We start from the raw sequence: 19,613 nt of genomic DNA, 5'->3' as shown, positions 1-19,613 counted from the left end.
TCATAACGACAAGGTCACGACCATGACTGACACCGTACGCCCGCTTGGCATCACCGATGTCGTCCTGCGCGACGCCCACCAGTCGCTGTTCGCCACCCGCATGCGCCTCGATGACATGCTGCCCATCGCCGAGAAGCTCGACCGCGTCGGCTTCTGGTCGCTGGAGTCCTGGGGTGGGGCCACCTTCGACGCCTGTATCCGCTACCTCGGCGAGGATCCGTGGGAGCGGATACGGGCGTTGAAGGCCGCCATGCCCAACACCCCCCAGCAGATGTTGCTGCGCGGCCAGAACCTGCTCGGCTACCGCCACTACGCCGATGACGTGGTGGACAAGTTCGTCGAGCGGGCGAAGACCAACGGCGTCGACGTCTTCCGTGTCTTCGATGCCATGAACGACCCGCGCAACCTGGAGCGCGCCATCCAGGCGGTGCGCCAGGTCGAGGGCCACGCCCAGGGCACCCTCTCCTACACGGTAAGCCCGGTGCACACCCTGGACGGCTGGGTCGAGCTCGGCAAGACCATCGCCGCCATGGGCGCCGACTCCCTGGCGATCAAGGACATGGCCGGCCTGCTCAAGCCCTACGACGCCTATGAGCTGGTCACCAAGCTCAAGAAGGCGGTGGATATCCCCATCCATATGCACTGCCATGCCACCACCGGCATGTCCACCGCGACCGCCCTCAAGGCCGCCGAGGCGGGCATCGACAACGTCGACACCGCCATCTCCTCGATGTCCATGACCTACGGCCACAGTCCCACCGAGTCGGTGGTGGCCATCCTCCAGGGCACCGAGCGCGACACCGGCCTCGACCTCGAGCTGCTCGAGGAGATCGCTGCCTACTTCCGCGAGGTGCGCAAGAAGTACGCCGCCTTCGAGGGCTCGCTCAAGGGCATCGATTCGCGCATCCTGGTCGCCCAGGTCCCGGGCGGCATGCTCACCAACATGGAGAACCAGCTCAAGGAGCAGGGCGCCGGCGACAAGCTCGACGACGTGCTGGCCGAGATTCCGCGCGTGCGCGAGGATCTGGGCTTCATCCCGCTGGTCACGCCCACCTCCCAGATCGTCGGCACCCAGGCGGTGATGAACGTGATGATGGGGGAGCGCTACAAGTCGATCTCCAAGGAGGTCCAGGCGCTGCTCAAGGGCGAGTACGGCGCCGCCCCCGCCGAGCTCAACCAGGAGCTGCAGGCCCGCGTGCTGGAGGGGGGCAAGCCGATCACCTGCCGCCCGGCCGACAACCTCAGCCCCGAGATGGACCGCCTGGCCGCCGAGCTCAAGGAGAAGGCCAAGGCCGACGGCATCCGCCTGGCCGAGGGCGAGCGCGAGATCGATGACGTGCTCACCTACGCGCTCTTCCCGCAGATCGGCCTGAAGTTCCTCAACAACCGCGACAACCCCGATGCCTTCGAGCCGGCGCCCCAGGCACCGGATGCCCAGGCATCGCAGCCGCCGGCGAAGGCCGAGGTCAAGGGGGCCGCGGCCGCGCCGTCCGGCCCCGAGACCTATACCGTCAAGGTCAACGGCAAGGCCTATGTGGTGGAGGTCGCCGAGGGGGGCGAGATCGGCGACGTCACCGCCCAGGGCGAGGCCCAGGCCGCCAGCGCCCCGGCCCCGGCGTCCAGCGGCGAGGCGATCACCGCGCCGCTGGCCGGCAACATCTTCAAGGTCAACGTGCGCGAGGGTGACAGCGTCGCCGAGGGCGACGTGGTGATCATCCTCGAGGCGATGAAGATGGAGACCGAGGTGCGCGCGGCGAGCGCCGGTACCGTCTCCGCCGTCAAGGTCGGCGAGGGCGACAGCGTCGCCGTCGGCGACGTGCTGATCGAACTCTAGGGGCCCCGTCATGGAGAAACTGCTTACCCTCTGGTACGGCTCGGGGCTCTACAACCTGAGCCTGGGCCAGGGCGTCATGGTCCTGGTGGGTCTGGGGCTGCTCTATCTGGCCATCGCTAAGAAGTTCGAGCCGCTGCTGCTGGTGCCGATCGGCTTCGGCGGGATACTGGCCAACATCCCCGAGGCGGGGCTGGCGCTCTCGGCGGCCGAACAGGCCGCCCACCTGGCGCGCCCCGGCGTGCTCGAGCAGCTGGCCACCGCCCTTGGCACCTCCCTCGACCCCGCCGCCGGCGTCGAGGGGTGGCGCCACGCCATCGCCGAGGTGCTGCATGGCGACATCTCACCGGCGCTGGTGCGCGCCGCCAACGACGTGGCCATGGACGCCGGTTATGCCCACGGCATGCTCTACCAGTTCTACAGCGTGGCCATCGCCTCGGGCATCGCCCCGCTGGTGATCTTCATGGGCGTGGGCGCCATGACCGACTTCGGGCCGCTGCTGGCCAACCCCCGGACGCTGTTCCTGGGCGCGGCGGCGCAGTTCGGCATCTTCGCCACCCTGCTCGGGGCGGTGGGCATGACGGCCATGGGCTGGATGGACTTCTCGCTCAACCAGGCCGCCGCCATCGGCATCATCGGCGGCGCCGACGGCCCCACATCGATCTACGTGTCGAGCATCCTGGCCCCGGAACTGCTGGGCGCCATCGCCGTCGCCTCCTACTCCTACATGGCCCTGGTGCCCCTGATCCAGCCGCCGATCATGAAGGCGCTGACCTCGCAGAAGGAGCGCGAGATCGTCATGACCCAGCTGCGCCCGGTGTCCAAGCTGGAGAAGATCGTCTTCCCGCTGGCGCTGCTGATCCTGGTGGTGCTCTTCCTGCCCGATGCGGCGCCGCTGCTGGGGATGTTCTGCTTCGGCAACCTGATGCGCGAGTGCGGCGTGGTCGAGCGCCTCTCCGATACCGCCCAGAACGCCCTGATCAACATCGTCACCATCTTCCTGGGGCTCTCGGTGGGCTCCAAGCTGATGGCCGATCGTTTCCTGGCGGTGGAGACCTTGGGCATCCTGGGGCTGGGCATGGTGGCCTTCGCCATCGGCACCGCCTGCGGGATCCTGATGGCCAAGCTGATGAACGCGGTGAGCCGCATGCCGATCAACCCGCTGATCGGCTCCGCCGGGGTCTCGGCGGTGCCCATGGCGGCGCGGGTCTCCAACAAGGTGGGGCTGGAGTCCAACCCCCACAACTTCCTGCTGATGCACGCCATGGGGCCCAACGTGGCGGGGGTGATCGGCTCGGCGGTGGCCGCCGGGGTGATGATCAAGTACCTGGGGTGATCGCCGCGGCGACCCCTAGGAGCCTGTCGGGTTTGACCGATCGTAACGAGAGATTCGGATTTCGAGACAAGTTTATCGATCTGATAAGGCGAATAGCGTGCTATTTAACGAATCAGATCGATGAAATTGGCCGAAAGACCGGATCTCGCAGTAGATCAGTGTTAAGCCCGACAGGCTCCTAGCCACTCGAAAGGCGCCTGCGGGCGCCTTTCGTCTTTCCTGGGTGGCAAAAAGGCGGAAGGGTCAGGCCTCGAGGAGCTCGAGGTGGCCGCGCAGCCGCGATGCCAGCGGGCTCAGGTCCACCGCCAGGTCGCGCGGCCAGCCGACGGTGAGGCGCACGCCCCGGGCGTCGTAGTCGGCCGCCTCCACGGGGATCTCGCGCTCGGCGAGCCAGGCCCGGGCCTCGGCCTCGCCGGCGAAGTCGAGGCGCAGGCGCAGCGGGTCGCGCTCCACCACCTCACGGCGGGGGAGGGCCTCCAGGGCCTGGGCGACGGCCTGGGCGTAGGCCCGCGCCAGGCCGCCGGTGCCCAGCTTGGTGCCGCCGAAGTAGCGGGTGACCACGCAGCCCACCTGGCCCAGCCCCGAGCCCTCGAGCACCTGGAACATGGGGCGGCCGGCGGTGCCGCCGGGCTCGCCGTCGTCGGAGAAGCCGATGGCGGCCTGCTCCCCCGGCGGGCCGGCGATGAAGGCGCTGCAGTGGTGGCTGGCGTCGGGGTAGCGTCGCCGCGCCTCGGCCAGCAGCGTCTCGAAGGCGGCTACGTCGGGGGCATGGCACACCCAGGTGAGGAAGCGGCTCCTCTCCACCTCGAGCTCGCTGTGGGTCCACTCCCCGGGCGGCAGGTCGGGCACCGGGTAGCGCATCAGGCGGCCATCTCGGCCTGGCGCACCACGCCCATCACCATGCCCAGTACCTGGATGTCGCTGTTCTTCAGGAAGATGGGGGCCATGCGCTCGTTGGCCGGCTGCAGGCGCACGCCGGACTTCTCGATGTAGAGCTTCTTCAGGGTGACCTCCTGGTTGTTGATCATCACCACCGCGGTCTCGCCGTTCTCGGCGCTCTCGCACTGCTCGATGATGATCACATCGCCATCGAAGATGTTGCAATCGATCATTGAGTCGCCGCGTACGCGCAGGGCATAGGTGTTGCGCCGCACCATGCGCCGGGGGACGTGGATATGGCTCACGCTGGGGCAGGCCTCGATGGGCAGGCCCGCGGCGACGCTGCCGAGCAGCGGCACCTCCACCAGCGCCTCGCTGGCATCGGGTTCGGGGCAGGGATGCCAGGCCTCGGCCAGGGGCAGGTTGGGGCGACGGATCATGAACCGCGTGGTGACCTCGGGCATGCTGCATCTCCTGTTGAAACATACAGTGTTCGTTGAGCATAGCAGGGCGCCCGAATCTGGCAAGGCGCGCGATCCGCACGCCGCTTGATGCATGTCAACCGCGACCGGCTGACGCAGCCGGCGTCTCTGGTAGAAAAAGGCCTTTCCGTGTAGAGTCTCGAGCCAAATTACCCATGCCGGAGAGTGTCTTGACCCTGCGCCTGCAAGCCAGAGGCCTGGCCTGTGAACGGGATGATCGGTGGCTGTTCGAGGAGCTCGACCTGGACATTCGCGGCGGCGAGATCGTGCGCGTCGAAGGCCCCAACGGCAGCGGCAAGACCACCCTGCTCAAGATCCTTTCCGGCCAGCTCAGCGACTACCATGGCGAGCTGTTCTGGAACGAGCGACCCATGCGCCAGGCGCGCCAGGCCTTCCTGGAGAACCTGCTCTACCTGGGGCATGCCCCGGGGGTGAAGGCGGCGCTGACGCCGCTCGAGAACCTCGCCTGGTACCAGGCGCTGGCCGGTGAGGTGAGCCACGAGGCGCCACGCCTGGCGGCGCTGGAGTCGGTGGGCCTGGCTGGCTTCGAGGACGTTCCCGCGGGGCAGCTCTCCGCCGGCCAGCAGCGCCGGGTGGCGCTGGCCCGGCTGGAGCTGACGCCGCGCCCGCTATGGGTGCTCGACGAGCCTTTCACCGCCATCGACCGCGAGGGGGTGGCGGCGCTGGAGGAGCGGCTGGTGATGCATGCCCGCGCGGGCGGCAGCGTGCTGGTGACCACCCACCATGAACTCAAGGCCTCGCAGGAACTGCGGCGAGTGCGTCTCGGATCGGGAGGGCCGGATGTCGAAGGCTGACGCCCCCGTGCAGCGTGATGCGGCCCGCCCGGCGGCGGTCGGGGAACCCGGCGGCGGCCTGGCGGTCGCAGTGTGGGCCACCCTGAAGCGCGACCTGACCCTGATGCTGCGGCGTCGTGGCGAGGTGCTCAACCCGCTGGTGTTCTTCGCCCTGGTGATCACGCTGTTCCCGATCGGCATCTCGCCCGACCCCGAGCTGCTGGCCACCATCGCGCCTGGCCTGCTGTGGGTGGCGGCGCTGCTCGCCGCGCTGCTCTCCCTGGACAGCCTGTTCCGCGGCGACTACGACGACGGCTCCCTGGAGCAGCTGCTGCTGGCGCCGCAGCCGCTGGCCATGCTGGGGCTAGCCAAGGTGGCGGTGCACTGGCTGCTGACCGGCCTGCCGCTGGCGCTGATGGCCCCGGTGCTGGGCATCATGCTGGCGCTGCCCGCGGGCAGCTACCTGACCCTGGCGATCTCGCTGGCGCTGGGCTCCGCCAGCCTGAGCCTGATCGGCGCCATCGGCGCGGCGCTCACCGTGGGCCTCTCCCGGGGCGGAGTGCTGCTGTCGCTGCTGGTGCTGCCGCTCTACATCCCGGTGCTGATCTTCGGCGCCGGCGCCGTCCAGGCGGCGATCCTCGGCGACGGGGCCGCGGCCCATCTGGCCATCCTGGGGGCCCTGCTGGCGCTGGCGCTGATGCTGGCCCCCTGGGCGATCGCGGCGTCACTGCGCATCAGCATCAACGGTTGAGAGGTGGAAGAGGCATGTGGGCCTTCATTAACAAGTTGCGTTCCCCAAAGTGGTTCTACGCCATCAGCGAACGGCTGCTGCCGTGGTTCTGGGTGGCGGCGACGGCGCTGATCCTGGTGGGCAGCGTCTGGGGGCTGGCCTTCGCCCCCGCAGACTACCAGCAGGGCAACAGCTTCCGTATCATCTATGTCCACGTGCCGGCGGCCTTCCTGGCCCAGTCGATCTTCGTCAGCATGGCGGTGTGTGGCCTGGTCTACATGGTGTGGAAGATCAAGGTGGCCGACATGGTCGCCGCCATGGTGGCACCGCTGGGGGCCGCCATGACCTTCATCTCGCTGTTCTCCGGGGCGGTGTGGGGCGTGCCCACCTGGGGCACCTGGTGGATGTGGGATGCGCGGCTGACCTCGATGCTGATCCTGTTCTTCCTCTACCTGGGGGTGATCGCCCTGCGTGGCGCCTTCGCGAGCCGTGACAGCGCCTCCAGAGCCGCCTCCGTGCTGGCCATGGTGGGGGTGATCAATATCCCCATCATCAAGTACTCGGTGGACTGGTGGTACACCCTGCACCAGCCCGCCACCTTCACCGTCACCGGGCGTGTCGGTATGCCCATGGAGATGTGGGCCCCGCTGCTGATCATGGTGCTGGGGTTCTACAGCTTCTTCATCGCCGTCACCCTGATGCGTACCCGCAGCGAGATCCTGCGCCGCGAATCCAACAAGCGCTGGGTGCGCGAGCTGGCCGGGGAGGGACACTGATGGCCTTCGACTCCTTCAACGAATTCATCGCCATGGGGGGCCATGCCCCCTATGTCTGGGCGGCCTGGGCGGCGACCGCCGCGCTGCTCGTCGCCATCGTCCTCCACGCCCGCGCCGAGCGCCGCCAGCTGCTGCGCCAGCTGCGGCGCCGTGCCCGCCGCGAGCAGCGCCTGGGGGCCGAACAGGGCGAGGCGGCGAGAGTTTCACATCAATCGGGTGGTAATCGTCATGACACTTAGCCTGACACCGAAGCGCAAGCAGAGGCTGTTCGTGATCCTGGGGCTCGTCGCCCTGGCCGCGATCGCCGTGGGCCTGACCCTCTACGCCCTGCGCAGCAACATCAACCTCTTCTTCAGCCCGGTGCAGATCGCTGCCGGCGACGCCCCCCTCGAACGCCAGATCCGCGCCGGCGGTATGGTCAAGGAGGGCAGCGTGGCGCGTGACCCCGAGAGCCTCGACGTCGCCTTCGTGGTCACCGACTACGTCGACGACCTGGAGGTGCGCTACAGCGGCATCCTGCCCGACCTCTTCCGCGAGGGGCAGGGCGTGGTGGTGGTCGGCGAGCTGCAGCCCGAGGGCTGGCTGCGTGCCGACCAGGTGCTGGCGCGCCACGACGAGAACTACATGCCCCCCGAGGTGGCCCAGGCGCTGGAGGAGGCCGGCTATGCGCCGGAGGACTACCAGGCCAAGGCCGCCGAGGTGGGCAAGCGGATGGAAGCCGAGCAGCAAGGCGCCACCCAGTAACCAGCGGAGAGCCCATGCAGACCCTGATGATCCCCGAGATCGGCCACTACGCCCTGGTCATCGCCATGCTGATGGCCGCGGTGCAGGGCGTGATGCCGCTGGCCGGGGCGGCCACCCGCCGCCCGCTGTGGATGGCCTACGCCCGGCCCATGGCGGCCGGGCAGTTCCTGTTCGTGGCCATCGCCTACGCCTGTCTCACCGCCAGTTACATGCTGGACGACTTCAGCGTGGCCAACGTGGCCAACAACTCCAACTCGCTGCTGCCCTGGTACTACAAGTTCAGCGCGGTATGGGGCAACCACGAGGGCTCGGTGCTGCTGTGGAGCCTGCTGCTGGCGGCCTGGGGCTACTTCGCTGCGCGCTTCTCCCGCGAGCTGCCCCGGGACATGGTGGCCCGGGTGCTGGGGGTGCTGGGCCTGGTGGCCACCGGCTTCCTGGCCTTCGTGCTGATCACCTCCAACCCCTTCGAGCGGCTGCTGCCCAACGTGCCGAGCGACGGCGCCGACCTCAACCCGCTGCTCCAGGACATCGGCCTGATCATGCATCCGCCGATGCTCTACATGGGCTACGTGGGCTTCTCGGTGGTCTTCGCCTTCGCCATCGCCGCCCTGCTGGGCGGCCGTCTCGACGCCGCCTGGGCTCGCTGGGCACGTCCCTGGACCAACCTGGCCTGGGCCTTCCTCACCGTGGGCATCGCCCTCGGCAGCTGGTGGGCCTACTACGAGCTGGGCTGGGGCGGCTGGTGGTTCTGGGACCCCGTCGAGAACGCCTCGCTGCTGCCCTGGCTGACCGGCACCGCGCTGATGCACTCCCTGGCGGTGACCGAGAAGCGCGGTGCCTTCAAGAGCTGGACCCTGCTGCTGGCGATCTTCACCTTCTCGCTGTCGCTGCTGGGCACCTTCCTGGTGCGCTCCGGGGTGCTCACCTCGGTGCACGCCTTCGCCAACGACCCCACCCGCGGCCAGTTCATCCTGATGCTGCTGGGGATCACCGTGGGCCTGTCGCTGCTGGTGTTCGCCCTGCGCGCCCCGCGGGTCAGCCACAAGGTGGGTTTCACCTGGCTCTCCCGGGACGCCCTGCTGCTGATCAACAACATCCTGCTGGTGATCATGACCATCACCGTGCTGATGGGGACCGTCTACCCGCTGCTGCTCGACGCCCTGGAGCTGGGCAAGATCAGCGTCGGCCCTCCCTACTTCAACGCCCTGTTCGTGCCGCTGACCCTGGTGCTGGCGCTGTTCATGGGGCTCGGCCCGGTGGCGCGCTGGAAGCAGACCCCGGTGGCGCTGCTGGTGCGGCGCCTGTGGCTGGCCGCGCTGGGCGCCGTGGTCCTCGGCGGCGTGCTGCCGCTGCTGTTCGCCGAGCGCTGGAGCCCGGCGGTGGCGCTGGGGCTGGTCGCCGCGCTGTGGATCGTGCTGCCGATGCTGCGTGACCTGGTCGACAAGACCCGCAACGCCCGCTCCGTGGGCGCCGGCCTCAAGAAGCTGTCGCTGGCCTACTGGGGAATGCAGTTCGGCCACCTCGGCGTGGCGGTGACCATCGTCGGCGTGGCGGTGGTCTCCAACTACAGCATCGAGCAGAACGTGCGCATGGCCCCCGGCGACAGCGTCGAGGTGGCCGGCTACACCTTCACCATGAACGAACTCTCCCACCGCCAGGGCCCCAACTTCCTGGCCGACCGTGCCAACATCACCGTGCAGCACGGCGACAGCCGCCGGAGCTTCGCCATGAACCCCGAGAAGCGCCTCTACCTGGCGACCCGCATGCCGATGTCCCAGGTGGCGCTGCGCCCCGGCTTCTTCCGTGACCTCTACGTGGCCATGGGCGAGGACCTGGGCGACGGCAGCTGGGCGCTGAGGGTGCAGTACAAGCCCTTCGTACGCTGGCTGTGGCTGGGTGGCCTGCTGATGGCCTTCGGCGGGGTGCTGGCGGTGGCCGACCGGCGCTACCGGCGCCTGGCCACCGCGCCGGACCCCGAGGAGAAGGCCGCCCGCCCGGCGGGCCGGGAGGCCACCGCATGAAGCGTCGCCTCATCCTGCTGCTGCCACTGGCGATCTTCCTGGTGCTGGCGGTGTTCTTCTACCAGGGCCTGTCGCTCAACCCCTTCCAGCGTGATTCGGCGCTGATGGCGGAGACCTTTCCCGCCTTCGAGCTGACGACCCTGGAGGATCCTTCCCGCACGGTCGACGAGTCCCTGCTTCGGGGGGAGGTCACCCTGGTCAACGTCTGGGGCGAGTGGTGCCCGACCTGCAAGCAGGAGATGCCGCAGCTGCTGGAGCTCGCCGAACGCGGCGTGCGCCTGGTGGGGGTCGACTACAAGGACACCCGTGAGAAGGGGCTGGGCTTCCTTGCGGAGTTCGGCAACCCCTTCGAGGTCAATATCTTCGACCCGGACGGCGACCTGGGCTTCGACCTCGGCGTCTATGGCGCGCCGGAAACCTTCCTGGTCGACGCCGACGGGGTGATTCGCTATCACCATACCGGTTACATCAAGCCCCAGGACGTGACCGAGGTGATCCTGCCGGAGGTGGAAAAATGGTGCGAGTGATATCGATCTCCCTGTTGCTGCTCTTCCTGCTGCCGGGGCTGGCGCTGGCCGGGGGCATCGAGGTTCGCGAGTTCGATGGCCCGGTCATGGAGCGGCGCTATGCGGAGCTGACCGCGACCCTGCGCTGCCCCAAGTGCCAGAACCAGGCCATCGATGACTCCGACTCCCCCATCGCCGGTGACATGCGCGACCGCGTCTATGCACTGCTCCAGGACGGGCGCTCGGACAAGGAGATCCTCGACTTCATGGTGGATCGCTTCGGCGACTACGTGCTCTACAACCCGCGGCTGGAGGGGCGCACCTTCCTGCTGTGGGGGCTCCCTGCCGCCCTGGCCGTGCTGGGGCTGGTGCTGGTGGGGCTGCTGGTGCGCTCCCGCCGCAACGCCTCCGCCCAGGCGCTCTCCGCCGAGGAGCGCAAGCGCCTGGATGCCCTGATCAACCGCGAGAGAACCGAATGACCCTGCTGTGGATCGCCTTCGCCCTCCTGCTGCTGCCGGCCCTGTGGCTGCTGGTGGCGCCCCTCAAGCGGGCGCGCGCGGTGCATGACGCCCAGCGCGACCATGAGGCCAACGACCGCACCGCCGAACAGAACGTGGCCGTCTTCCGGCGCCGCCTCGCCTCCCTGGAGGAGGCCCGGGAGCGCGGCGATATCGACGAGGCACGCTTCGAGGAGGACCGCCTGGAACTCGAGCGGAGCCTGCTGGAGGATACCGAACGTCTCAAGCGCGCGCCGCTGAAGCCCTCCGCCTCCGGCCGGCTGGCGGTGCCGGTGGTGATGCTGGCGCTGGTGGTAGCCAGTGCCCTCTGGTACCAGCACGAGGGCGCCGAGGGCGACCTGGCGCTGATGGACGTGCGCCAGGAGGTAATGAGCGACCCCCAGGGCTCCCCCGAGATGTTGATCGAGCGCCTCGAGGAGCAGGCCGCGCGCCAGCCGGAGAACCCCAACGTCTGGAGCATGCTCTTCCCGCTCTATCGCGACAGCGGCCAGGGCGACCAGGCCATCGACGCCCTGGAGCGGCTGATCGAGATCGAGGGGCGCCATCCCCAGCTGCTGGCGCAGCTGGCCCAGATCGAGTTCTTCGTCGCCGGCCGCCGCCTCACCGAGCGCGTCCAGTCGCTGGTCGACGAGACCCTGGAGAAAAACTCCAGCGAGCCCACCGTGCTCGGCCTGCTGGGCATCGAGGCCTTCGACCGCGGCGCCTACCAGGAGGCGATCGACCACTGGCGGCGCGCCATCGCCGGCATGAACGACCCCGGCTCGGCGGATGCGCTGCGCCAGGGCATCCAGATCGCCCAGCAGCGCCTCGGCCAGGCTCCCGAGGGGGAGGCGGCGGCCCAGGGGCCCGGCATCCATGCCCGGGTCCGCCTCGACGAGGAACTCGCCGGCCGACTGGATGCCGACACCCCGGTGTTCGTGGTCGCCCGAGACATGGCCGGTGAGCTGCCGCCCCTGGCGGTGGCGCGCCTGACCCTGGGGGAGCTCCCCGCCGACCTGGTGCTCGATGGCCGCCACGCGATGTCGCCCCAGGCCAGCCTCGCCCAGGTGGAGCAGGCGCGCCTGGTGGTGCGGGTCTCGGCGGGTGGCCAGGCCGAGCCCCAGCCGGGCGACATGTTCGGCCAGCGCGCCGGCGTCGCCGTAGGCGAGACCGACGGCGAGCCGGTCGAGGTTGTGATCGACAGCGTCGTCGAATGAGCCGCGCGGGCCGCCGTCGATGCGTCTGACCTCGATCCGCCTGGTGGGCTTCAAGTCCTTCGTCGACCCGGTCACGGTGCCCTTCGATGGCAACATGACTGCCATCGTCGGGCCCAACGGCTGCGGCAAGTCCAACATCATCGACGCCGTGCGCTGGGTCATGGGGGAGTCCTCCGCCAAGACCCTGCGCGGCGAGTCCATGGCCGACGTCATCTTCAACGGCTCCACCGGGCGCAAGCCGGTGGGGCAGGCCGCCATCGAGCTGCGCTTCGACAACCGCGACGGCAGCATGGGCGGCCCCTATGCCCAGTACGCCGAGATCGCGGTGAAGCGCCAGGTCACCCGCGAGGGGCAGTCCAGCTACTTCTTCAACGGCCAGAAGTGCCGCCGCCGCGACATCGCCGACCTCTTCCTGGGGACCGGCCTGGGACCGCGCTCCTACGCCATCATCGGCCAGGGCATGATCTCGCGGCTGATCGAGGCGCGCCCCGAGGAGCTGCGGGCCACCCTCGAGGAGGCCGCCGGCATCTCCAAGTACAAGGAGCGGCGCCGCGAGACCGAGAACCGCATGCGCCGCACCCAGGAGAACTTGGAGCGCCTGGAGGACATCCGCGAGGAGCTCGACAAGCAGCTCGAGCGCCTCAGGCGCCAGGCCGAGGCGGCGCGCCGCTACCAGCAGCTCAAGAACGAGGAGCACCGGGTCAAGGGCGAGCTGGCGCTGCTGCGCGCCCGCGCCCTGCGCACCAGCCAGGGCGAGGAGGAGCGCCGCGTCGCCGAGCTGGAGACCGCGGTGGAGCGCGAGGTGCTGGGCCTGCGCCAGTGCGAGACCCGCCTGGAGGAGGCCCGCGCCGACCACGACCGCCTGGCCACCGAGCTCGATGCCGAGCAGGCGCGCTTCTTCGAGACCACCACCGCCATCGCCCGCCTGGAGCAGGACCTGGAGCATGCCCGTGCCCGTGACGGCCAGCTGGCCCGTGACCTCGAGGCCGCCCGCCGCGAGCTCGCCGAGCTCGACCGCCTGGGCGAGGACGACGGCGAGCGCCTGGCCGGCCTCGACGAGCGCCTGGCGACTCTGGTGCCGGAGCGCGAGGCGTTGGCCGAGCGCCTGGAGGAGCTGGAGGCGGCGCTGGAGGAGGCCGAGCCCGAGGCGGAGGAGGCCGACGCCGCCTGGGAGGCGTTCAGCGAGCAGTGGCGAACGGCGAGCCGCGAGGCCGAGCGCGGCCAGGACCGGCTGCGTGAGCGGGAGTCGCGGCTCGAGCGCCTGGAGGTGGACCTCACCCGTCGGCGCCAGCAGCAGCAGGAGCTGCCGGACCTCGGCGGCCTCGCTGCCCAGCACGCGGCGGCCGGTGAGGAGCTGGCCGAGCTTTCGCTGTCGCGTGAGGCCCTGGAGGAGCGCCGCGAGGCCCTCACCCTCGAACGCGAGGCGGCTCGGGAGGCGGTGCAGCAGGCCGAGGCGGCCCGCGAGGCCCAGCGCCAGCGGCGCAGCGAGCTCTCCGGCGAGCTCGCCTCCCTGGAGGCGCTGATCGAGGCCGGGCTTGCCGACCACGACGAGGCGCTCGACGCCCACCTCGCCGACCACGACCTCGCCGCGGCGCCGCGGCTGGGCGAACGCCTCGCCGTCGACCCCGGCTGGGAGGAGGTCGTCTCCTGGGTGCTGGCCCCCTGGCTGCGCGCCCGGGTCGCGCCCCTGGCCGGCCGCGAGGCGGCCCTGTCCGCCGCCCCGGCGGAGCTGGGGCTGATCGAGGCGAGCGAGGCCGAGGCGCCCGAGGCGAGCCTCGCCGCGCGGGTCGCAGGGGCCGGCGCCGCCGCACGCTGGCTGGCGGCGATCCGCTGCGTCGAGGACCCGCAGGCGGCCTGGGCCCTGCGTGGCTCACTCGCGCCCGGCGAGAGCGTGATCACCCCGGACGGCCTCTGGCTGGGGCCCGACTGGGCACGCCGCCGCGGCGCCGCCGAGGGACCGGATGCACTGCTGGTCAGCCGCCGCCGCGAGCAGGAGGCACGCACCGAGCTGGCGGCGGTGGACGACCGGCTCGCCGAGGAGGAGGCGCGCCTGGAGACGGCCCGGGAGCGCGTAGCCCTCGCCGATGACGCGCTCGAGGCGTGCCGCGGCGAGGAGCGCGAACTCGACCGGCAGCACCAGCAGCTCGCCGTCCAGCAGAGCGGCCTGGCCAGCCGCCTGGAGCACCTCCAGGGACGTGCCGAGGAGCTCGACCAGGAGCTCGCCGACCTCGCCGAGTCCCGGGAGGAGGCGGTGCTCGCCATCGATGAGGCGCGTGAGGCCTGGCAGGCCGCCATGGCGCGCCTGGAGGAGGGGGCCGAGCGGCGCGAGCGCCTGGAGCGCGAGCGCCTGGCGGCCCGAGAGCGGCTCACCCAACTGCGTGGGCAGCAGCGTCCCCTGGCGGAACAGCTGCAGCGCCTGGCCCTAGAGCAGGAGCGCCTGGCCGCCGAACGGGCCGGGCTGGCCGAGCAGCAGGGCCGCGCCGGCGAGGCGCGTGAGCGCCTGGAGGGCCGCCTCGAGGAGCTCGAGGAGGAGCGCGAGCTGCTGCGCGAGCCGGAGGAGGAGCGCCGCGAGCGGCTCGAGGAGCTGCTCGACCGTCGCGAACGCGAGGAGCGCAGCCTCAACGCGGTGCGTGCCCGTGCCGCCGAACTGGTGGAGCGGCTGCGCGAGGACGAGCAAGCGCGCCAGGGCCACGAGCGCGGCCTGGAGGGCATCCGCGAGCGGCTGCAGGAGTCCCGCATGCAGGTCCAGGCGCTGCGCCTCAAGGCCGAGGGGCAGGACGAGCAGCTGCGCGAGCTGGGCCATGACGCCCAGGCCCTGGGCGAGGGGCTCGACCCCAACGCCACCGAGTCCGCCTGGCAGACCCGCCTCGAGGAGCTCGGCGAGCGCATCCGCCGGCTCGGCGCCATCAACCTGGCGGCGATCGAGGAGTATGACCAGCAGGCCGAGCGGCGTGACTACCTGGAGGCCCAGCACGCCGAGCTCAGCGAGGCCCTGGAGACCCTCGACCGGGCGATCCGGCGCATCGACCAGGAAACCCGCAGCCGTTTCCGCGACACCTTCGAGCGAGTCAACACCGGCCTGCAGTCACTTTTTCCACGAGTCTTCGGTGGCGGAACCGCATGGTTGACGCTGACCGGCGACGATTTGCTGGAGACCGGGGTGGCGATCATGGCACGCCCGCCGGGCAAGAAGAACAGCACCATTCACCTCCTCTCGGGGGGGGAAAAGGCGTTGACCGCCCTCTCGCTGGTGTTCGCCATCTTCCAGCTCAACCCGGCCCCGTTCTGCATGCTCGATGAGGTGGATGCGCCGCTGGATGATGCCAACGTGGGACGCTATGCGAAGCTGGTGAAGGAGATGTCCGAGAGCGTCCAGTTCATCTATATCACCCACAACAAGATCGCCATGGAGGCAGGCGAGAGGTTGATGGGGGTGACCATGCAGGAGCCGGGTGTCTCCCGCCTGGTGGCGGTGGACGTCGAGGAGGCCGCCGCCCTGGCGGAGGCGTGAACGCTTGAAGGAAAGGCCGAAAACGGGTAACAAGGAAGGATGACATGCTGCATCGCATGGAAGCAGGGGGATCATCGAAGGGCGATTGCGAAGGGTAGTCGTCGCCTGGTGTGACCAAACGCCAAGGCTTGACAAACAAAAAAAGTGGCCCTTTTTTCGGCAATCGCGCTATGCTGGTGACGGACAACCATCAGGCATGGCGCCCTAGCAAAGGCTGACGACCCATGGAACTTAGAGAGTGGCTGATCATCCTGGGGTTGGCGCTGGTGACCCTCATCGTGGTGGATGGTGTGCGTCGCCTGCAGCGCCAGCGACGCATCCCTCGTCTCGATGAGGTGGCGGAAGACGCCCACAGCACCGACCCCGACGCGGCGGCCCGCGAGGCCGAAATCAACTGGGAACTGCCCAACGGAGGGGCGCGAGTCGTCAGGCCCGCGGATTACAGCCGTGTGCAATCCAAGCCCAAGCTGCAGCGCCAGGAGCATCCCGGGCCCTCCCGGGTGCTCTCCAGCTGGAAGGCGTCGACCACCGACGAGGCGGCCGGACCCGAGCGGGGCCAGGCCGCCATGCCCTCCGCAGGGGCCGCCGCCCCGTCGTCGCCTGCCACCCCGGCTTCCGCCGGGCGCGCCGCGCCGCCGCGTCCCGCGCCCGAGCAGCCGACGGCAGCCACGCCAGGTGTGACCCAGACGCCGGAGCCAGAGTCTGAGCCAGAAGCGCCCGCCGAGGCGTCGCCGCTGGCGGCGTCCGATGAGCCGCGTGCCGAGGCCGTCCCGCCGTCGCGCCACGAGCCGACCCTGTCGGCACTGGATGATGACGATGCCGCTCCGGCGACGGCCGCCTCGAATGGCGAGGCGCCCCTGGCCGCCGATCCCCGGGATCACGAGGAGCTCGATGACGTCGAACGCTACCGCCTGGTGGACCTCGACGGCATGGGCGACTCCCTGAAGAGTGGCTCGAAGCGCATGGGCGCCTCTGTGCAGCGCTTCGGCGCCTCCCTGCAGAAGGGGCTGGCCGAGCGGCGCGAGCAGAAGCGTCGCGAGAAGGCCCGCCGCGAGGAGGAGAAGGCGCGTCGTGCGGCCGAACAGGCCGAGCAGCGCCGCCAGGCCGAGGAGGCGTCGGCGCTTGCCGCGAAGGAGGCGGAGAGTCGGCGTCAGGCCGCGGCCGCCATGGACGAGGACGAGGGCGATCCGCTCTTCGCTCCCTCGCGCCCGGTAGCCGCCGAGGCCAACGAGACCCTGGCTCCCGAGGAAGCCGCCCTAGAAGCGTCCCGGCACAGTGACAAGGTGCGCGTGCATCCGGTGCTCGAGAAGGCCCTGCGCCACGACGTCAGCGCCGAGCATGCCCGCCTCACCCTGAGCCAGGCCGAGGAGATCATCGTGATCTCGGTGATGGCCCGCGACGATGAGGGCTTCTCCGGCACCGCCCTGCTCGACCTGATGATGGCCTGCGGCCTGCGCTACGATCGCGAGATGGGGGTCTTCCACCGCTTCGAGACCGAGGATCCCGAGAGCCGGCTGCAGTTCTCTATGGTCAACGTGGTCAAGCCCGGCACCTTCCCCATCGAGGCGATGGACGACTTCCGCACCGCGGGCATCACCCTGCTGATGCCGCTGCCGGGCGCCGAGGATTGCGGCGCGGCCTTCGAGGCGATGGTCGAGACCGCCATGGTGATCGTGCGCCACCTGGGCGGCGAGCTGAAGGACGAGCATCACAGCGTGATGACAGCCCAGACCGTGGAGTTCTCCCGCCAGCGCGTGCAGGAGTTCGTGCGGCGCAACCGCCTGCATCGTTACCAGGTGAACTGACCCGGCGACCAGCGCTCGGCAGCCCCGAGACGACCCCCGTGAGGCACCGCCCACGGGGGTCGTCGCTTTGATAAGCTAGGCGCACATGCCCGCCTCGCCCGTCGAGGCTCCGCCAAGGACCGAGAACCAGGACGCAATGACCCAGCCCGACTCGACGACCCGCGACGAGGTCGAGCGCCTGCGCGCCGAACTCGACGATGCCAACTACCGCTACTACGTCCTCGACGATCCTCGCCTGACCGACGCCGACTACGACCGCCGGCTGCGACGCTTGCAGGAGCTCGAGGCCGACCATCCCGAGCTCGCCAGCCCCGATTCGCCCACCCAGCGGGTCGGCGCGCCGCCGGAGGCGGGCTTCCCCGAGGTGGTGCATGCGGTGCCCATGCTCTCGCTGGACAACGCCTTCGACGAGGCCGAGCTCGAGGCCTTCGTCCAGCGCGTGGCCGAGCGGCTGGAGCGCGACGGCGAGGCGATCGCCTTCTGCTGCGAGCCCAAGCTCGATGGGGCCGCGGTGTCGCTGGTCTACGAGAACGGGCGACTGGCCAGCGGTGCCACCCGTGGCGACGGGCGCACCGGCGAGGGGATCACCTCCAACCTGCGCACCCTGCGCTCGGTGCCGCTCAGGCTGCGCGGCGAGGCCCCACCCGACCTGCTCGAGGTGCGCGGCGAGGTGATCATGAGCCACGCCGGCTTCGAGGCGATGAACGAGCGGGCCCGGGCGGAGGAGACCAAGGTCTTCGCCAACCCGCGTAACGCCGCCGCCGGCAGCCTGCGCCAGCTTGACCCCAAGGTCACCGCCAGCCGCCCGCTGGAGTTCACCGCCTACCAGGTGGCCCGCGTCGAGCCCGACCCGGGCGAAACCACCCACAGCGCCCTGATGGCCCGCCTGGGCGATTTCGGCCTGCGCACCAGCAGTCGCCTCGAGGTGGTCCAGGGCGCCGCGGGGGTGATCGACTACTGCCGGCGGCTGGGCGAGGCCCGCGACAGCCTCGGATACGATATCGATGGCGTGGTGATCAAGGTCGACGACCTGCGCCTGCAGCGCGAGCTGGGCTTCGTCGCCCGGGCACCGCGCTGGGCCATCGCCTTCAAGTTTCCCGCTCAGGAGCAGGTCACGCGGCTCAACGACGTGGAGTTCCAGGTCGGGCGCACCGGTGCCATCACCCCGGTGGCCCGCCTCGAGCCGGTCTCGGTGGCCGGGGTCACCGTCGCCAACGCCACCCTGCACAATGCCGACGAGATCGCCCGCCTCGGCGTGAGGATCGGCGACAGCGTGGCCATCCGTCGTGCCGGGGATGTCATTCCCCAGGTGGTACGGGTGGTCGAGGCGGCGGCCGAGGCCCGGGAGATCGTCTTCCCGACGCGCTGCCCGGCCTGCGGCTCGCAGATCGAGCGCCTCGAGGGCGAGGCGGTGGCGCGCTGCTCGGGCGGGCTCTACTGCCCGGCCCAGCGCAAGGAGGCGCTGAAGCACTTCGCCTCGCGCCGCGCGCTGGACATCGAGGGCCTGGGCGAGAAGCTAATCGAGGCGCTGGTGGAGCGGGAGTGGGTCACCACCCCGGCGGACCTCTTCCGCCTCGAGGCCGAGCGGCTCGCCGAGCTGCCCCGCATGGGCCGGAAGTCCGCCGAGAACCTGGTGGCGGCGCTGGAGAAGGCGAAAACGACGACGCTGCCGCGCTTCATCTACGCCCTGGGCATCCGCGAGGTGGGCGAGGCCACCGCGGCCAACCTGGCACGCCACTTCGGCACCCTGGAGGCGCTGATGGCGGCCGATATCGAGGCCCTGGAGGCGGTGGAGGACGTGGGGCCGGTGGTGGCGGCCCACGTGCACACCTTCTTTCGCCAGCCCCACAACCGCGAGACCATCGATGACCTGCTCGCCTGCGGCCTGCGCTGGGAGGAGGAGGCCGTGGCCGAGCGGCCCCAGCCCCTGGCGGGGCAGACCTGGGTGCTCACCGGCACCCTGGAGAGCATGACCCGCGACCAGGGCAAGGCGCGCCTCCAGGCGCTGGGGGCCAAGGTGGCCGGCAGCGTGTCGAAGAAGACCGCCGGCCTGGTGGCCGGCGAGGCCGCCGGCAGCAAGCTCGAGAAGGCGATGCAGCTGGGGGTGCCGGTGCTGGACGAGGCGGCCTTCCTGGCGCGCCTGGCCGCCTGGGAGGCCGGCGAACCCGCCGAGGACGCTTCGAGGGGGAATGGGCCATGAGTGGCGATCGCTTCATCGAGGTGCCCCACCGCATGTTGCCCGGGGAGACCCTGGAGGCGCTGCTCGAGGCCTTCGTCACCCGCCAGGGCTACGATACCACCGATACCGGCGAGGGGATGCGTGGCTGGGTCGCCGAGCTCCGTCACCAGCTCGAGCGTGGCGAGCTGATCATCGCCCATGACCTCAGGACCGAGTCCACCGAGGTGATGACCCTGGCCCAGTGGCGCGCCTTCGGTCGAGACCTGGCCGACGACGAAGAAGAGGGGTAGGGCGCAGGCTCCGCC

17 protein-coding genes are annotated in these 19,613 nt (G+C 70.2%); 15 read left to right on the top strand and 2 right to left on the bottom strand.

Annotation, left to right across the window (positions count from 1 at the left end; all coding sequences use genetic code 11):
- The first annotated feature begins 22 nt into the window (after nt 1–22).
- A complete protein-coding gene (gene oadA, locus Q673_RS35030) occupies nt 23–1,834 on the top strand; it encodes a sodium-extruding oxaloacetate decarboxylase subunit alpha (protein ID WP_023007489.1) in 1,812 nt (603 codons plus the stop codon).
- Nucleotides 1,835–1,844: 10 nt separating this feature from the next.
- Nucleotides 1,845–3,167, top strand: coding sequence for a sodium ion-translocating decarboxylase subunit beta (locus tag Q673_RS35025; protein WP_023007488.1), 1,323 nt, complete (start codon nt 1,845–1,847; stop codon nt 3,165–3,167).
- 243 nt (nt 3,168–3,410) lie between these two features.
- On the opposite strand, the gene Q673_RS35020 is transcribed toward Q673_RS35025, so the two are convergent.
- A complete protein-coding gene (locus tag Q673_RS35020; RefSeq protein ID WP_023007487.1) occupies nt 3,411–4,028 on the bottom strand; it encodes an IMPACT family protein in 618 nt (205 codons plus the stop codon).
- Nucleotides 4,028–4,510: a transcriptional repressor LexA gene (gene lexA / locus Q673_RS35015; protein WP_023007486.1), complete on the bottom strand. Its 483-nt coding sequence runs from the start codon at nt 4,508–4,510 to the stop codon at nt 4,028–4,030. Before lexA ends, Q673_RS35020 begins: the two co-directional genes overlap by 1 nt.
- Nucleotides 4,511–4,698: 188 nt before the next feature.
- Between lexA and ccmA the strand changes: the two genes are divergently transcribed.
- The 13 genes from ccmA (at nt 4,699) to Q673_RS34950 (ending at nt 19,598) form a co-directional block, all read left to right on the top strand.
- On the top strand, nt 4,699–5,343 hold the full coding sequence (gene ccmA, locus Q673_RS35010) for a cytochrome c biogenesis heme-transporting ATPase CcmA (RefSeq protein WP_023007485.1): 645 nt from the start codon (nt 4,699–4,701) through the stop codon (nt 5,341–5,343).
- Nucleotides 5,330–6,073 (top strand): heme exporter protein CcmB, encoded by a 744-nt coding sequence (gene ccmB / locus Q673_RS35005; protein ID WP_023007484.1) that lies wholly within the window; start codon nt 5,330–5,332, stop codon nt 6,071–6,073. The genes ccmA and ccmB overlap by 14 nt, the downstream gene beginning before the upstream one ends.
- Before the next feature lie 14 nt (nt 6,074–6,087).
- A complete protein-coding gene (locus Q673_RS35000; RefSeq protein WP_023007483.1) occupies nt 6,088–6,828 on the top strand; it encodes a heme ABC transporter permease in 741 nt (246 codons plus the stop codon).
- The gene (gene ccmD, locus Q673_RS34995; RefSeq protein ID WP_023007482.1) at nt 6,828–7,067 is read left to right on the top strand and encodes a heme exporter protein CcmD; all 240 of its coding nucleotides are present in this window, start codon (nt 6,828–6,830) and stop codon (nt 7,065–7,067) included. The genes Q673_RS35000 and ccmD overlap by 1 nt, the downstream gene beginning before the upstream one ends.
- 1 nt (nt 7,068) lies before the next feature.
- Complete coding sequence (gene ccmE / locus Q673_RS34990) at nt 7,069–7,572, top strand: cytochrome c maturation protein CcmE (RefSeq protein ID WP_031218850.1); 504 nt, start codon at nt 7,069–7,071, stop codon at nt 7,570–7,572.
- Between the two features lie 26 nt (nt 7,573–7,598).
- Nucleotides 7,599–9,593 (top strand): heme lyase CcmF/NrfE family subunit, encoded by a 1,995-nt coding sequence (locus Q673_RS34985; RefSeq protein WP_200861431.1) that lies wholly within the window; start codon nt 7,599–7,601, stop codon nt 9,591–9,593.
- On the top strand, nt 9,590–10,120 hold the full coding sequence (locus tag Q673_RS34980) for a DsbE family thiol:disulfide interchange protein (RefSeq protein ID WP_023007479.1): 531 nt from the start codon (nt 9,590–9,592) through the stop codon (nt 10,118–10,120). Before Q673_RS34985 ends, Q673_RS34980 begins: the two co-directional genes overlap by 4 nt.
- Nucleotides 10,108–10,578 carry a cytochrome c-type biogenesis protein gene (locus Q673_RS34975; RefSeq protein ID WP_023007478.1) on the top strand — a complete coding sequence of 157 codons (471 nt, stop codon included), beginning with the start codon at nt 10,108–10,110 and terminating at the stop codon, nt 10,576–10,578. The genes Q673_RS34980 and Q673_RS34975 overlap by 13 nt, the downstream gene beginning before the upstream one ends.
- Nucleotides 10,575–11,813, top strand: coding sequence for a c-type cytochrome biogenesis protein CcmI (gene ccmI / locus Q673_RS34970; RefSeq protein ID WP_023007477.1), 1,239 nt, complete (start codon nt 10,575–10,577; stop codon nt 11,811–11,813). The genes Q673_RS34975 and ccmI overlap by 4 nt, the downstream gene beginning before the upstream one ends.
- A 19-nt stretch (nt 11,814–11,832) precedes the next feature.
- Complete coding sequence (gene smc / locus Q673_RS34965; protein ID WP_023007476.1) at nt 11,833–15,324, top strand: chromosome segregation protein SMC; 3,492 nt, start codon at nt 11,833–11,835, stop codon at nt 15,322–15,324.
- A gap of 224 nt (nt 15,325–15,548) precedes the next feature.
- Nucleotides 15,549–17,129: a cell division protein ZipA gene (zipA, locus tag Q673_RS34960; protein WP_023007475.1), complete on the top strand. Its 1,581-nt coding sequence runs from the start codon at nt 15,549–15,551 to the stop codon at nt 17,127–17,129.
- Nucleotides 17,130–17,265: 136 nt separating this feature from the next.
- Entirely contained in the window at nt 17,266–19,329 is a 2,064-nt protein-coding gene (gene ligA / locus Q673_RS34955; RefSeq protein WP_023007474.1) for an NAD-dependent DNA ligase LigA, read from the top strand.
- Nucleotides 19,326–19,598, top strand: coding sequence for a YheU family protein (locus tag Q673_RS34950; RefSeq protein ID WP_023007473.1), 273 nt, complete (start codon nt 19,326–19,328; stop codon nt 19,596–19,598). Before ligA ends, Q673_RS34950 begins: the two co-directional genes overlap by 4 nt.
- Nucleotides 19,599–19,613 lie beyond the last annotated feature (15 nt).

It is taken from the genome of Halomonas sp. PBN3 (genome assembly GCF_000475415.1).
GTDB classification, from domain to species: domain Bacteria; phylum Pseudomonadota; class Gammaproteobacteria; order Pseudomonadales; family Halomonadaceae; genus Halomonas; species Halomonas shengliensis.
The sequence above is the reverse complement of the archived record's forward strand: the minus strand, read 5'-3'. Positions and strand labels throughout refer to the sequence as shown.

Coding starts and splice junctions, on each gene's coding strand:
- Q673_RS34980 (WP_023007479.1), top strand. CDS start 9,590: ATGAAGCGTCGCCTCATCCTGCTGCTGCCACTGGCGATCTTCCTGGTG.
- Q673_RS35000 (WP_023007483.1), top strand. CDS start 6,088: ATGTGGGCCTTCATTAACAAGTTGCGTTCCCCAAAGTGGTTCTACGCC.
- smc (WP_023007476.1), top strand. CDS start 11,833: ATGCGTCTGACCTCGATCCGCCTGGTGGGCTTCAAGTCCTTCGTCGAC.
- oadA (WP_023007489.1), top strand. CDS start 23: ATGACTGACACCGTACGCCCGCTTGGCATCACCGATGTCGTCCTGCGC.
- Q673_RS35020 (WP_023007487.1), bottom strand. CDS start 4,028: ATGCGCTACCCGGTGCCCGACCTGCCGCCCGGGGAGTGGACCCACAGC.
- ccmD (WP_023007482.1), top strand. CDS start 6,828: ATGGCCTTCGACTCCTTCAACGAATTCATCGCCATGGGGGGCCATGCC.
- ccmB (WP_023007484.1), top strand. CDS start 5,330: ATGTCGAAGGCTGACGCCCCCGTGCAGCGTGATGCGGCCCGCCCGGCG.
- zipA (WP_023007475.1), top strand. CDS start 15,549: ATGGAACTTAGAGAGTGGCTGATCATCCTGGGGTTGGCGCTGGTGACC.
- lexA (WP_023007486.1), bottom strand. CDS start 4,510: ATGCCCGAGGTCACCACGCGGTTCATGATCCGTCGCCCCAACCTGCCC.
- ligA (WP_023007474.1), top strand. CDS start 17,266: ATGACCCAGCCCGACTCGACGACCCGCGACGAGGTCGAGCGCCTGCGC.
- Q673_RS35025 (WP_023007488.1), top strand. CDS start 1,845: ATGGAGAAACTGCTTACCCTCTGGTACGGCTCGGGGCTCTACAACCTG.
- Q673_RS34950 (WP_023007473.1), top strand. CDS start 19,326: ATGAGTGGCGATCGCTTCATCGAGGTGCCCCACCGCATGTTGCCCGGG.
- Q673_RS34975 (WP_023007478.1), top strand. CDS start 10,108: ATGGTGCGAGTGATATCGATCTCCCTGTTGCTGCTCTTCCTGCTGCCG.
- ccmI (WP_023007477.1), top strand. CDS start 10,575: ATGACCCTGCTGTGGATCGCCTTCGCCCTCCTGCTGCTGCCGGCCCTG.
- Q673_RS34985 (WP_200861431.1), top strand. CDS start 7,599: ATGATCCCCGAGATCGGCCACTACGCCCTGGTCATCGCCATGCTGATG.